Genomic DNA, 12,167 nt, shown 5'->3' on the forward strand with positions numbered 1-12,167 from the left:
TCTTGGTCGGTGAGTTCATGACGACGTACCACACCACCATGATCCACCATCTAGCGATCTTTGAAGACGGACCCTAGGCCCGACACGGTAACCGCCGTGGGAACCTGTAGCCCACTGTCCGGCAAGGCCCAGTAGACGAGGTTCCAGTGGCGGGAGCTTACGTCCTCATCCTTAACCTCGGGCTTTCACGAGGGCGGCCGTCCGAACGGTGATCAAATAAGCGAGGAGTGCCTCTGAGCTGGGACGATAGGGCTTGTCGAAGGTCCTGTTAGTCTCCAAGAGAGAAGCACTCCCCGGGTGAAGAAGCGTAGCGGGTCGTACCCGCCTGTCCGAGTTGAGGGCAACGGCCGTGCGGTGGTCTCACAGTCCGGTGCTGTTCTGCTGGTGGAGACGGTCCGCAAGAGCGGCCTGGATGCCGCGTTGTCCGCAGCACTCGCGCCGTGGTGCAAGCCGCGGGCGGTGCACGACCCGGGAAAAATCCTTCTGGACCTCGCGCTCGCGACCGCCCTGGGCGGGGACTGTCTGGCTGATGTCGCGATGCTGGGCGCCGAACCGGCCCTCTTCGGGCCGGTGGCCTCCGACCCGACCGTCTCCCGCCTCATCGACACGCTCGCCGCAGCGGGCTCCCGGGCACTGGCCGCCATACGCACCGCACGGGCCAACGTCCGTGACCGCATATGGGAGTTGGCCGGGTCCGATGCTCCGCACGCCGGCGGCCAAGTGATCGTGGACATCGACGGCGTGCTGGTGCTGGCCCACTCCGACAAGGAGGACGCCACACGGACCTGGAAAAAGACCTACGGCCACCACCCGCTCATGGCCTTCGTCGACCACGGACGCGGTGGCACCGGAGAGCCCGTCGCGGGGCTGCTGCGGCCCGGCAGGGCCGGTAGCAACACCGCCGCCGACCACATCCAGACCACCCGCCTGGCGCTGGCCCAGCTGCCGCCCAAGTTCCGGCGCGGTCGGCGCACCCTGATCCGCACCGACTCCGCCGGCGGCACCCATAAGTTCCTCGACTGGCTCACCGCGCGCGGGCGGTGGCTGTCGTACTCGGTCGGCATGACCATCACCGAGCAGATCCATCAGGCGGTGCTGAAGATCCCCGCCTCGGCCTGGACACCGGCCGTCGAACCCGGCGGCCAGATCCGTGATGGTGCCTGGGTCGCCGAGCTCGCCGGCGACGTCCTGGACGGCTGGCCGCAGGGCATGCGGCTGATCGTCCGCAAGGAACACCCGCATCCCGGTGCCCAGTTGCGTTTCACCGATGCCGACGGGATGCGTCTGACGGCGTTCGCCACCAACACCAAGGACGCTGCGATCGCCGCGCTCGAGCTGCGGCACCGCCAGCGGGCCAGGGCCGAGGACCGGATCCGCGCCGCCCGGGCCACCGGCCTGCGCAATCTGCCGCTGCACGATGCCGCGCAGAACCAGGTCTGGCTGGAGATCGTCCAGATCGCGCTGGAGCTGCTGGCCTGGATGCCGATGCTGGCCCTGACCGGCCCCGCCCGATTGTGGGAACCCAAGCGTCTGAGGCTGCGGCTGTTCTCCGCCGCCGCCCAACTCATCACCACCAGCCGACGCCGCATCCTCCGCCTCGCGAAGCACTGGCCCTGGACCGACGTGATCAACGAAGCCCTGCAACGACTCGCGGTCCTGCCGAACCCCGGCTGACCAGCCGCTTCCCGTCCCTACGAGCAGCACCACCCCGACCGGAGCCGTGGAACCCGGCGCCCACCCGACGCGACAGCCGGGCCACACACCTGCCCACAATCAACCCAGACCGCCGAAACGACCCGCCAGACAATCCGACGGGTCGTCACGAAAGATCGAGGTTAACCTGGACGATCTCGCCCACCAGCTCCAGGAGGCGGAGGTGTCGTAGAGCCAGCCGACATGACTTGGCTTTCCCGCCGCCACGGACACATGCTTTGGCGACCTGGAATGTGGAGGGCAACGTCTGGCGGTTACCTTCCACACCAGCCGTGAATTCCCTGGTTACGTAATCCAGGATGCGGGTGGTTACGTGAGTCGGATTCCACGGGGGATTGTCCCAACTCCAGACGGACTGAGTATCGGGCTGGTGTGGAACGTAGCCGTCTTCTTCCAGTTCCTCGATGGCCTCGTCAAGCCAGGAATCTGTGACGGTCACAGTTCACCTCCCTTACGCTTCCGCCGCTGGCGACATCTCACCACCGCGTTCTGCGTGTTCCGGTGGGTACAGTTCTCGTGCCCAGGCACGGGGGGCTTGGCCTTCTTGAGAGCGGGCAACGGGTGAAGCTCCGGAGGGTTCTTCTCCAGTGCCTCAGTAACGGCCGCCACGTCGTCATCCCACGAGTCAGTCACGGTCAACACCTCCCACGCGGATATGCGAAAGCGGGGCGGTGTGGGACGAAGGAGAAGACGTACCACACCACCCCGCTAATCCCGGTGACCGGCGGGGAACACCGGGACTCCCGGTCACCCACTCAGGACACCGGGAGTTGAGAGGCTGGGTGTGGGAGTGAGCAGTACCCAAGGCCCGTATTACTCCCACACCCAGCCAGCTTGTGTGGCTACGCGATCCAGCGCGCTTGACGCGGGTCGGTCACGCAGTCGAGGCCGACCACGTAGCGGTGGTAGAAGCGCCTGAGAAGGGCGTCTACCTTCTCGTAGGTGAGGTCCGGGAATCGCTCCTGGATCTCGTCTCGGGTCAGGCCCTCCGACTTCTCACGGAGAGCACTGACCAGCGTCTGCCGAGCCTCGCGGAGCTTCATGTCAGGCCGCCGAGGAGATGGCCGACTTGACGCGGGTCACGACCGTGTTCTCCACGGTGTCCGTGTCGGCGTCGTAGCTGGTCGGCGTGAGGATCACGCTGTCCGGGCCGCTGGCGGTGGACGCGCTCAGCTTGGTACGGCCGGTGTTGTAGAGGTCCAGGAACACCGCGCGACGGCGGGCAGTGCCCAGCGCCATCAGGGAGTTGAAGTCCTGGAGGTCCATGGAGATGGTGGCCATTGCGGGGCCTGCCTTTCTACTGCGGGCGGATGCCCGGTTCTACGCGGTTGGATATCCACTCATGGAGTGGGATGGATAGGTAGTGCAGTCGGCCGGCGCTTACGCGCTGGCTCGGATCTCGGCCAGGAGCTTGTCGAACTGACGCCGGGCGCGCTCTTCCCGCTGCTGGGTCGTGCTGGCCTTGACGCGCTCCCGGAGAGCGGGAGTGGAGTTGGCCTCCATCTCCGCGCGGTTGCCGGAGACCATCGCGTCGTAGACGGCCTTCCGCTCGGCCTCCTCCGAACGCTTCTGAGCGGCCATGTGGAGCTCCATGCGAGCGGTCGACTCCGGGTGGTGCACACCCTGTGCGCGGAGCTCCGAGGCACGCTTGTGGACAGCCCGCTCGTGCTCCTGCCGACCCTCGGCGTTGCTCTTGTGGACAGTCGCCGCGTACTTGGCTGTGTCCTCATCCCGTCCCTGCCGGAGCAGAGCCAGGGTAGTTGCGTCGGCCTTGGGCTCCGGTGCCTCATAGCGGGAGTCATCGCCCCGCAGGGTGGCCATGAGCCGTGCAGCCATGGTGTCGGTCACGATTCCTCCTGGATCTGACGGGCCAAGAGGCCCAATTCTCGAATGGCCTCCACGACATGCGGGGGCAGTGTCACCGTGACCGAGCCGTCCCCATTCACGACGGCATCGCCGCTGGCGATGGCCTGGTCTAGCCACTCCTTGAAGGTCACGGCTACTCGCACTCCTCGAACGCGGGTGGTGTGGTACGTGCACGATGGGCGAGGAGACTTTCCTCTAGCCTCTTTAGATCCTCGTCCGAGGGCTTGCCGTATACCTTCCGGTACTCGGCGCGGGGCATCTGAATGACCTTGCAAGGCTGAGCCAGGAAGTCGTCTCGGGAGATTCCCCGGAGCATTTCCAGTTGCTCAGCCAGGAACGTAAGTTCCACGTCTAGAGACTCGTCGGGCGTCATGAACCAACGTCCGTTATCTAGCTTGTGACCCCAGATCTTGGGATGCGGATAACGGTGCTTCTTACAGCCGGGGCCGTGGCTCTGGCAGTAATCCACCGCGTCGCGGCTTGTCTTCCGCTCGGCGTCACCGAGGACCTTAATGGGCATCGTCCGAGTCCCATTGCTGTTCCATCGAGTGAACCAACTTGCTTGGGGCCTCCACCCCCAGAAGGCGAGCCTTCTTTGCGGCCGTGTCGGTGATGACGCGGAGGAGCTGTGCCTTCTCGCTCACCGTCTCGGCCTCATCCAGCAGGGAGTAAGTCCGCTTGATCACGTCGTCCAGGCTGCGTTCGAGGTCCGTCCGGACATCGTTGCTCGTGGACTCTCCAAGATTCCTCCGAGCACGCTCTAGGCGACGCTTGATGGCATCGCGGGTGTACCCCGTCTGCCGTCTGATCTGTGCATCCGTATAGCCCTGATACTTGAGCTGGAACACCTCCTCGGCCTCTTGGTCGAGTCGGGTTTCCCTCTCGGCTCGGGTTTCTATCTCCTGCACTACGGTCACCGTTTCCTCCCTCCTGAATTCCGAGTGCCAATCCATACGCCGTCCGAGTAACTTGCCTCGTTTGGCAATTACATTGTGCGCAGCTATTGACGAATTCGTCAAGGTAATGTATACGGACGTGCGACGCGGGGTTGAATTTCCGTAAGGGGACTCGAAACCGCAAGACGGCACATATTCTCTGACCATGCATAAGAACTGTGATCACCCGCCGACCAAAGCGGAACGTGCCAAATGCCGTAGGCGGGGAAATGTGAATCCGCGACGAACCGTCTATGAACGGTTTATGGCTAAGGTCAAGAAGCAGGATGACGGCTGTTGGATATGGACCGGGTTTCTCACCGATGCGGGTTACGGAAAGTTCCGCGTAGGCGACAAGATGGAACGTGCCCACCGCTGGATACTCGCCCATGCTCTGGGCCGTGAACTCACCGCCGACGAGGTCGCATGCCACACCTGCGATAACCGGGCGTGCGTCCGGCCTGACCACCTATACGCGGGCGACACCTTCACCAATATGCGGGACATGGTCTCTCGGGAGCGGCGCCCCTCCACTGCCCTCCACGCCGACTGTGACCACGAGAACACTAAGCCGGAGAGGCAGAAGTGTGTGAGGGTGAATGGCCCCAAGCAGATCCAGCGGCCGGGCATGGACCCGTATGAGCGGTTCATGGAAAATGTGGATAGCGAGACAACGCCCGACGGGTGTCACCCGTGGATTGGTAGGAAGAGTGAGCAGGGGCGCGGCAAGTTCGGCATCCGCAAGGACGGCAAGCGCAAGCAATACATGGCCACACGATGGCTTATGGAACACGTCCTCGGGCGGGAGTTGAAGCCGAATGAGGTAGTCCGCCACAAGTGCGATAACCCCATCTGTGTCCGTCGTGAGCACCTGGAGCTAGGTACGGCGGCAGAGAACAGCCGCGACATTGTGGAGCGTGGGCGCAACGTGAACGCGGCCAAGACGCATTGCAAGTGGGGCCACCCGTTCGACGCGGAGAACACGTACATCCAGCCGAGCACGGGCAAGCGGCAGTGCAAGGCATGTCGTCGTGGCCGTCCCACACCCGCCAGCGCGTGAGCGAGCCGAGGCCATCGCTTGATAACGACTCTCCACGGAATCGTGCCGTAGCCCTTCGGACGGGTCGCGCTGCCTTGGGAGTGTCTGCCGTGTCAGCACGACAACGACACGAGGAGCCCGAGATGACCAAGACCCGTTTCTCCCACGCACAGTGCGAGCACCCCTCTACGAAGGCAGCGCGTGCCAAGTGCCGTAAGGAGATGCGAGGCGAAGCCGTCGCAGCCAGCGCGCCCAAGCCGGTTGCCGTCACGCCGACCAAGAAGAAGGACCCGCGCAAGGTCGCCGCGCCTGTCGTCGCCGTCGAGACGCCCGCCGAGGGTGTCGCTTCGGACGACACCCCCGAGACGGCTCCCGCCGCTGAGCCGACCGAGATCACGCCCGACACGTGGCGCGACCACAAGGACAAGGCGGCGAGCGTCTACATCAACGGCGTTGCCGAGCCGTTCGCCGCCCAGTGCATCACCGGCTGGAGCATCAAGTTCCTCCAGTTCACCGACTCCGAGGGCAAGCGCCAGCGCATCCCCGCCAGCACGGTTGAGCGCGTGCTCACCGTCTGACGTTCCACACCCAGCAGAGAGGGCACGTACTGAGTACGTGCCCTTTCGCATGGCTCGAAGGGTTACGCAGATTGCGTAACCGTCGCGCGGGCGGGGCTCGCCGGCATAGCCGATTACTGCCGTTTCTACTGCGACGGACAGTAGAGAGCGCGGAAAGCTCTGTGCTGCGTTCTGAGCGCCCAGCAGAGAGCGAGCGAACAGAGACACTGACATGCACCTGTCGGGAGCCGAGAGACGTCAAAGAATCGCGTTTGGGAGCAAGAGAGCGCGTGACGTTCGCTCGCAGTGCGCGCGAGACATGAACTCATAAGCCGTGCATAACAGTTCGCCAAGGAGTCGGATAACGAGTCTCCATGGAATCCAGGCGTGACCCTTCGGTTCGTCTCCCGTGCATTCCTAGGTTCGCCGTGTCAGTTCAACTACGCGAAAGCGAGAGCGACATGGGAAAGCACACCCGACGATTCTGCTACAGCCAGCGCGGCGGTAAGACGTACGTCTCGTGCACCTCGTGCGGGGTGAATCTTGTACCCGCCCCGCGCACGTTCGAGGAAGACCCGATCTGCCGCGACTGCACCCCGCCGATGTCTCAGCGGGCGCACTTCGCCTGGCTCGTCTCGGGACTCGTGGCTCTGGAAGCCGTCGTGCTGGGCGCAGTGCTCGGCTGGGACGGCATCGCCACCGTCTACAGGGCGGTGTGGAACGTGATCACGCCGTGGTGATCTATCGCACCCCGCCCGTAAGCTCAGCGCACCATCCACAGAAAGGATCACCATGCGAGTGATCAAGGTTGTTACCGTCGTCCAGGAGTTCAACGCGCCCGAGGGGTTCGACTCGTGGCCCGCTGAGAGCCAGGCCAACTACCTGGCCGATCTCGAAGGCAAGAAGGGTTACAAGGAGCTCTCCAGCACCGAGAGCCTGTCGTACCCCGAGCTGACACAGAACGTCGCCAGCGCGTGACCTGAGCGCCGACAGAAGAGAGCCCCGCCGCGATAGAGGCTAACTACCGCGCCGGGGCTCTCGTATGGGCAGTGTACGAGCCGACACCTACGCCGCGTTGTCGGCAAGGAGCGCCGCGACCTCTGGCACGTCGTCGTACTCCTGGAGCCGAGCCAGCACGACGCGCACCCGTTCGGCTGTGCGCTCCGAAGCCACGTCGGCCGCTATGCGGATCACGCGCTCGGCCACGGCTGCCGACTCCTCCGGCTCGTTCGCGTCAGCCAGCGCGATAGCGAGCCACGACAGGTACAGGGCCATCTCTCGCGTGTGCGTGGCGTCGTACCCGCCGAGCACGTCACGGAGCAGCGGCACCGCTCGCAGGGGCCTGCGTAGCTCCGTATAGACCCGCGACTCCATGACCTGTAGCTCTCCGGCGTCCACCCAGTACAGATAAGCGGGCGGCTCGTCGGTGCTGTCGTCGGCAAGAGCTTCCGAGGCTTCGCCCAGAGCGCGCATGGCGGCACGTGCGTTCTCATGGCCGCCCGCTTGCGTGTGCGCCCACGCGACGCGGTCCCAGTACAGCGCCCGAGCTTTCCCCGGCGCGTCGTCTCCCGCCCCGCTCAGCGCCGCCTGAGCGAGCGTCAGGCCCTCGCCTGTCCGGCCGGTGTTGCTCATCTGGTAGGCGAGCGAGCCAGCCAGGTTTCCCGCGAGCGTGTGATCCTCGGCCTGCCTGGCTGCGCTCAGACCCAGGCGATAGATCCGCTCGGCTTCCTCGTGCCGTCCGGCGTCTGACGCGATCCACCCGGCGATCTGTGCCAACTCGCCGATCTGAATCAGGAGCGCGCGGCCGACCTCTTCCGTGTGCGTGTTCTCCCGGTACAGACGGACGGTCGAGCGGAGTTCCCGCAGAGCCGGGCCGATGAGGTCCCCGCCCGCTAGAACGTCGTCGGCAAGCCGTAGGCCGTGGACGCGCTTCTGTAGGTCGTGCACCTCTCCCACACCCACCCGACGAGGCGAGCGAACCGTGAGCAAGCCGAGCGGGTCACCCTCGGGCAGGAAGTCAGCCAGCGTGGGAGCCGACGCGGACGACTGATCGGCGGGTGACGCTTCGCCGTCGAGAAGACGAGCCGCCGCCTCGATGATCTCGCCGTTGGCGTTGAGGAGCCGATCTAAGGATTCGGCCAGCTCGGGCGACGGCAGTTGCTTGCCCGCCAGGACCCGCGACAGGAAGGCGTGGTTGTAGACCATCGCCCGCGACGCGGCGCGGATCGACAACCCCTGTGCCTTGAGTGCTGCCCGCACTCTGCGCCCGAACTCCCCGCCTGCACTGCTCATGGTGAAAGCGTAGACAGTCACCGGTCAGTCAACACCTAGTCACCGGTAGTGCTGGCGAATCGCTCCGAGACTCAGATCATGACCAAGCCGAGGAGTTACCCGAGTGCGCCGGTGGTACTGCCGGACCGCACGGACGAACTGGAGCCCACCCCTGTTGAAGGGTGCGCGGGCTGTACCGAGCTGGCGAAGGTCCGCGACTGGGCCCGAGCAGGCCACGACATGACCACGGTCACGGACTGCAACGTCCTCATGCGGAAGCACCCGGAGGGGCACTGATGACGACGGCTGCCCCACCCCGAAAGAGAGCGCGGGTCAAACCGAAGGCAGTTGCGCCAGCGGCCGAGGTGGTAGCCGACGACCGGCCTACGTCGTACTGCGGTTACTGCGCTGGGTGGCGTGGGGTCTGGTGCCCGGACTGTGGCGGGTTCGCTGGCTGCGTCACGTGTCGGCACACGTTCAAGGTCCCGTGCCCCTCGTGTTCGGGCGGAGAGCTGGAGAGGTGGATACCGTGAGACGACTCCTCGGGCGTATCGCGTGGCCCGCGTGGTGCCTGGTCTCAGCGGCCGCGTGCGCCTACCTGATCACCGCCGCTGCACGCGGCTCGTTATGACAGCGCCGACGAGGGCGGGTGTGGGACATCCATCGAGACGTTCCACACCCGCCCGCTCCATGAGCGTGTGCCCTCTGCTGCGAGCACTCCGTGAGTGCCGGGCGCGGTTACTCTCCGCTCAGCCGGCGAGCAACGTTCAGTAGCGGTCCCCGAGTGCTTGCACCGCGTCTACCGCTCGTCGGCTGGCCTGATCGGCTCCGTACCGCCTGAGCATTGAAGCGGACTTCCATCCTCGGATGGCCATGACGTTCTCCCCACTCACCCCGTTGGACAGCAGGTCGTCACACCACGTGTGGCACCACGAGTGCGGAGAGACGTGCTCCGGCTCGTACCCCGCCTGTTCCGCACGGCGCTTGGTCATGCGGTGCAGTCCCGCGTACAGGAGACGTGAGCGGTTCCGTGTGCCGAGCCAGAGCCAATCCGTCTTGTCGGCCAGCTTGTGTTGCTCGGCCCGCGCTCGTAGGTAGCGCTGGAGAGCCTTGACCGTCTTGGGCTGCAAGGGGATGAGCCTGCCGTCCTGGGTGTTCCTGCCGTCCTTGAGCGGGACGACGACCAGCGTGGCGCTCGGGAGATCCAGGTCGACGGTTCGAAGGTTCAAGATCTCCTCGGCTCGTAGCCCCTCGGTCAAGATCCGCAGTAGCGCATGGTCCCGCACGGTCTCAAAGTCGCGGATGCGCGGGTTGCCATTCCCCGTGACCCGTAGCGTGTCCTCGATGAACTCGGCGGACAGTGTCTTGGGCTTGCCGAGAGCAGGAGCCGCGTAGTTGTGCAGCTTGGGGTCCTGGTACGGATTCGGGTGGTCGTACTCCTCAGCCAGGTACGAGAAGAGAGCGCGGAGGTTGCGGGACTGGGTGTTGGTCCCTCCGGTGTACCCCCCTTTGCCGTCCTGGCTCTTGGGCACGTCGAACGACTCGTACCACCAACGGAAGTGGCGGTTCAGCGTGGCTGTATCGACAGCCAGGAACGACAGTTGTGCCACACCCCGCACTGCTCCGTGAGCGTGCGCCGTGTCTGACGTGCGCAGGTGTGCCGTGGTCGCGTGCTCGGTCAGCCAGCGGTCGAGTGATCGGGCCGCGTTGACGTACGCCTGGATCGTCTTCCGCTGGTAGGGGCGCCCCCGCCTGTTGTTCGTCGTGCTCAGGTGTAGCTCTAGCTCGGCGATCAGGGACGCTCCAGACACGCCCTGAACAGCGCTTAGGGACGTTGCTGCGCTGAGCGCTCGTGTCTGTGCGTCGGCGTCTGTGCTCGTGCTCCGTGTGCGCCTCTGAGCGCGTAGCGGGCTCTTGCTAGCCATGGCCTGTGACTCTCTGTGTGGCCGCTGGGCAAGTCGGTGTAGCTCAGTCGTCTTGTCCAGCGGCGCCGGGCAGTGAAGTCACCGCCGACACAGAGAAGCCCCGAGCTGCATAAGTGCAGATCAGGGCAGTAGTCGCGGGGCTCGCCTCGTGCTCTGTGTGCGTTGCTTGGGACGACAGATTTCCAAGCGTGCGCCCTAGGCCGCTAGGCGAATCCTCCGCCGGAAACATTACATGACCGTGAGGAGTGCTCGCGAACTCGTTCCGGTCCCGGGGGATGAGGTAGCCTGTGCGGAGCCCCTCACGCGGCGCTATCTGACTGAACTCCCCCAGGGCCGGAAGGCAGCAAGGGTAGGTCGGCTCTGGCGGGTGCGTGGGGGGCGCTCGCGTTCCCGGGGGCGGTCGGGGCGGTCGGGTCCGCCTGTTCTCGGGGCGGGTCTGGTTGTCAGTGGACGCCTATAACCTCGTAGGCGTGTCGTCTCTCGCGCTGTACCGCCGCTATCGCCCGGAGTCGTTCGCCGAGGTCATCGGGCAGGAGCATGTCACTGACCCGTTGCAGCAGGCGCTGCGGAACAACCGGGTCAATCACGCGTACCTGTTCAGCGGTCCGCGCGGCTGCGGCAAGACGACCAGCGCGCGCATCCTGGCCCGCTGCCTGAACTGCGAGAAGGGCCCCACGCCCGACCCCTGCGGCGAGTGCCAGTCCTGCCGGGACCTCGCCCGCAACGGCCCCGGTTCCATCGACGTCATCGAGATCGACGCCGCCTCGCACGGTGGCGTGGACGACGCCCGTGACCTGCGTGAGAAGGCCTTCTTCGGCCCCGCCCGCAGCCGGTACAAGATCTACATCATCGACGAGGCCCACATGGTCACGCCGGCCGGCTTCAACGCGCTGCTCAAGGTCGTCGAGGAGCCGCCGGAGCATCTGAAGTTCATCTTCGCGACCACCGAGCCCGAGAAGGTCATCGGGACGATCCGCTCCCGGACCCACCACTACCCCTTCCGGCTGGTGCCCCCAGGCACCCTGCGCGACTACCTCGCCGAGGTCTGCCGCAAGGAGAACATCCCCGTCGAGGACGGGGTGCTGCCCCTCGTCGTGCGCGCCGGCGGCGGTTCCGTGCGTGACTCGATGTCGGTCATGGACCAGCTCCTCGCCGGCGCCGGGGACGACGGTGTGACGTATGCCATGGCCACCGCCCTGCTCGGCTACACCGACGGCTCGCTGCTCGACTCGATCGTGGAGGCGTTCGCCACAGGCGACGGGGCCGCCGCCTTCGAGGTCGTCGACCGGGTGATCGAGAGCGGCAACGACCCGCGCCGGTTCGTCGCCGACCTGCTGGAGCGGCTGCGGGACCTGGTCATCCTGGCCGCCGTCCCCGACGCCGCCGAGAAGGGGCTCATCGACGCCCCCGCCGATGTCGTGGAGCGGATGCAGGCGCAGGCCGGCACCTTCGGCCCCGCCGAGCTCAGCCGCGCCGCCGACCTGGTCAACGAGGGCCTCACCGAGATGCGCGGCGCCACCTCGCCGCGCCTCCAGCTCGAGCTGATCTGCGCTCGTGTGCTGCTGCCGGCCGCGTACGGCGACGAACGGTCGGTCATGGCGCGACTGGACCGGATCGAGCGCGGGGTGAACGTCTCCGGGGCAGGAGGGGCAGGAGGGGCAGGTGCCGGGGCGGGGATGCCCGCCATGGGGTATGTGCCCGGGCCCGACGCGCATGTTCCGGCTCCGGCTCAGGGGGCCGGTGCCGGGCAGGGACCGGTGCAGGGCGGTGCTCCGATTCCGCCGGGCGGCGGTCCGGCCGCTGCGAGGGCGGCGGTGCGGGCTCCCGGCGCGGGCGGCGCCGGCACCGGTGCCGGCGCGCC

General features: G+C 66.0%; 16 protein-coding genes and 1 other RNA gene. 8 read left to right on the forward strand and 9 right to left on the reverse strand.

What is annotated here, in order from left to right; all coding sequences use genetic code 11:
* Positions 1–297: 297 nt before the first annotated feature.
* Positions 298–1,674 (forward strand): IS1380 family transposase, encoded by a 1,377-nt coding sequence (locus ABD198_RS29450; RefSeq protein WP_344007587.1) that lies wholly within the window; start codon positions 298–300, stop codon positions 1,672–1,674.
* 145 nt (positions 1,675–1,819) lie between these two features.
* Here the strand turns inward: ABD198_RS29450 and ABD198_RS29455 are convergent, their stop codons facing one another.
* The 7 genes from ABD198_RS29455 to ABD198_RS29485 form a co-directional block, all read right to left on the reverse strand.
* On the reverse strand, positions 1,820–2,152 hold the full coding sequence (locus tag ABD198_RS29455) for a hypothetical protein (protein WP_344007589.1): 333 nt from the start codon (positions 2,150–2,152) through the stop codon (positions 1,820–1,822).
* Between the two features lie 403 nt (positions 2,153–2,555).
* Positions 2,556–2,756, reverse strand: coding sequence for a DUF433 domain-containing protein (locus ABD198_RS29460; protein WP_344007591.1), 201 nt, complete (start codon positions 2,754–2,756; stop codon positions 2,556–2,558).
* A 1-nt stretch (position 2,757) separates the two neighbouring features.
* The gene (locus ABD198_RS29465) at positions 2,758–2,994 is read right to left on the reverse strand and encodes a hypothetical protein (RefSeq protein ID WP_344007593.1); all 237 of its coding nucleotides are present in this window, start codon (positions 2,992–2,994) and stop codon (positions 2,758–2,760) included.
* A 99-nt stretch (positions 2,995–3,093) separates the two neighbouring features.
* Positions 3,094–3,561: a hypothetical protein gene (locus ABD198_RS29470; protein ID WP_344007595.1), complete on the reverse strand. Its 468-nt coding sequence runs from the start codon at positions 3,559–3,561 to the stop codon at positions 3,094–3,096.
* Positions 3,558–3,710 carry a hypothetical protein gene (locus ABD198_RS29475; RefSeq protein WP_344007597.1) on the reverse strand — a complete coding sequence of 51 codons (153 nt, stop codon included), beginning with the start codon at positions 3,708–3,710 and terminating at the stop codon, positions 3,558–3,560. The genes ABD198_RS29470 and ABD198_RS29475 overlap by 4 nt, the downstream gene beginning before the upstream one ends.
* Positions 3,711–3,712: 2 nt before the next feature.
* Positions 3,713–3,952, reverse strand: a complete 240-nt coding sequence (locus ABD198_RS29480) for a hypothetical protein (protein WP_344007599.1) — start codon at positions 3,950–3,952, stop codon at positions 3,713–3,715.
* Between the two features lie 136 nt (positions 3,953–4,088).
* Positions 4,089–4,496, reverse strand: coding sequence for a hypothetical protein (locus ABD198_RS29485; protein WP_344007601.1), 408 nt, complete (start codon positions 4,494–4,496; stop codon positions 4,089–4,091).
* Positions 4,497–4,779: 283 nt separating this feature from the next.
* Between ABD198_RS29485 and ABD198_RS29490 the strand changes: the two genes are divergently transcribed.
* From ABD198_RS29490 to ABD198_RS29505, 4 genes are all read left to right on the forward strand, one after another.
* Complete coding sequence (locus ABD198_RS29490) at positions 4,780–5,574, forward strand: HNH endonuclease (protein WP_344007603.1); 795 nt, start codon at positions 4,780–4,782, stop codon at positions 5,572–5,574.
* Between the two features lie 122 nt (positions 5,575–5,696).
* On the forward strand, positions 5,697–6,131 hold the full coding sequence (locus tag ABD198_RS29495; protein WP_344007605.1) for a hypothetical protein: 435 nt from the start codon (positions 5,697–5,699) through the stop codon (positions 6,129–6,131).
* Positions 6,132–6,571: 440 nt separating this feature from the next.
* Positions 6,572–6,850: a hypothetical protein gene (locus tag ABD198_RS29500; protein WP_344007607.1), complete on the forward strand. Its 279-nt coding sequence runs from the start codon at positions 6,572–6,574 to the stop codon at positions 6,848–6,850.
* A 52-nt stretch (positions 6,851–6,902) separates the two neighbouring features.
* Positions 6,903–7,088, forward strand: coding sequence for a hypothetical protein (locus tag ABD198_RS29505; protein ID WP_344007609.1), 186 nt, complete (start codon positions 6,903–6,905; stop codon positions 7,086–7,088).
* Positions 7,089–7,175: 87 nt separating this feature from the next.
* On the opposite strand, the gene ABD198_RS29510 is transcribed toward ABD198_RS29505, so the two are convergent.
* Complete coding sequence (locus ABD198_RS29510) at positions 7,176–8,402, reverse strand: helix-turn-helix domain-containing protein (RefSeq protein ID WP_344007611.1); 1,227 nt, start codon at positions 8,400–8,402, stop codon at positions 7,176–7,178.
* A gap of 78 nt (positions 8,403–8,480) precedes the next feature.
* Between ABD198_RS29510 and ABD198_RS29515 the strand changes: the two genes are divergently transcribed.
* Positions 8,481–8,678: a hypothetical protein gene (locus ABD198_RS29515; RefSeq protein WP_344007613.1), complete on the forward strand. Its 198-nt coding sequence runs from the start codon at positions 8,481–8,483 to the stop codon at positions 8,676–8,678.
* Between the two features lie 470 nt (positions 8,679–9,148).
* Here ABD198_RS29515 and ABD198_RS29520 read toward each other — a convergent pair whose 3' ends face one another.
* Positions 9,149–10,306 carry a tyrosine-type recombinase/integrase gene (locus ABD198_RS29520; RefSeq protein ID WP_344007616.1) on the reverse strand — a complete coding sequence of 386 codons (1,158 nt, stop codon included), beginning with the start codon at positions 10,304–10,306 and terminating at the stop codon, positions 9,149–9,151.
* Positions 10,307–10,596: 290 nt separating this feature from the next.
* Here ABD198_RS29520 and ffs point away from each other — a divergent pair.
* Positions 10,597–10,695: signal recognition particle sRNA small type (ffs, locus tag ABD198_RS29525), an RNA gene on the forward strand.
* Between the two features lie 81 nt (positions 10,696–10,776).
* A partial coding sequence (locus ABD198_RS29530) for a DNA polymerase III subunit gamma and tau (protein ID WP_344007618.1) occupies positions 10,777–12,167 on the forward strand: 1,391 nt, incomplete at its 3' end.

Origin of the sequence: Streptomyces thermocarboxydovorans (assembly GCF_039524635.1) — a bacterium.
Classification (GTDB): Bacteria; Actinomycetota; Actinomycetes; order Streptomycetales; family Streptomycetaceae; genus Streptomyces; species Streptomyces thermocarboxydovorans.

What these genes read in the sequence shown, in the direction of transcription:
- ABD198_RS29460 (WP_344007591.1), bottom strand. Translation starts at nt 2,756, where the DNA reads ATGAAGCTCCGCGAGGCTCGGCAGACGCTGGTCAGTGCTCTCCGTGAG.
- ABD198_RS29465 (WP_344007593.1), bottom strand. Translation starts at nt 2,994, where the DNA reads ATGGCCACCATCTCCATGGACCTCCAGGACTTCAACTCCCTGATGGCG.
- ABD198_RS29480 (WP_344007599.1), bottom strand. Translation starts at nt 3,952, where the DNA reads ATGACGCCCGACGAGTCTCTAGACGTGGAACTTACGTTCCTGGCTGAG.
- ABD198_RS29490 (WP_344007603.1), top strand. Translation starts at nt 4,780, where the DNA reads ATGGCTAAGGTCAAGAAGCAGGATGACGGCTGTTGGATATGGACCGGG.
- ABD198_RS29495 (WP_344007605.1), top strand. Translation starts at nt 5,697, where the DNA reads ATGACCAAGACCCGTTTCTCCCACGCACAGTGCGAGCACCCCTCTACG.
- ABD198_RS29500 (WP_344007607.1), top strand. Translation starts at nt 6,572, where the DNA reads ATGGGAAAGCACACCCGACGATTCTGCTACAGCCAGCGCGGCGGTAAG.
- ABD198_RS29505 (WP_344007609.1), top strand. Translation starts at nt 6,903, where the DNA reads ATGCGAGTGATCAAGGTTGTTACCGTCGTCCAGGAGTTCAACGCGCCC.
- ABD198_RS29510 (WP_344007611.1), bottom strand. Translation starts at nt 8,402, where the DNA reads ATGAGCAGTGCAGGCGGGGAGTTCGGGCGCAGAGTGCGGGCAGCACTC.
- ABD198_RS29515 (WP_344007613.1), top strand. Translation starts at nt 8,481, where the DNA reads ATGACCAAGCCGAGGAGTTACCCGAGTGCGCCGGTGGTACTGCCGGAC.
- ABD198_RS29520 (WP_344007616.1), bottom strand. Translation starts at nt 10,306, where the DNA reads ATGGCTAGCAAGAGCCCGCTACGCGCTCAGAGGCGCACACGGAGCACG.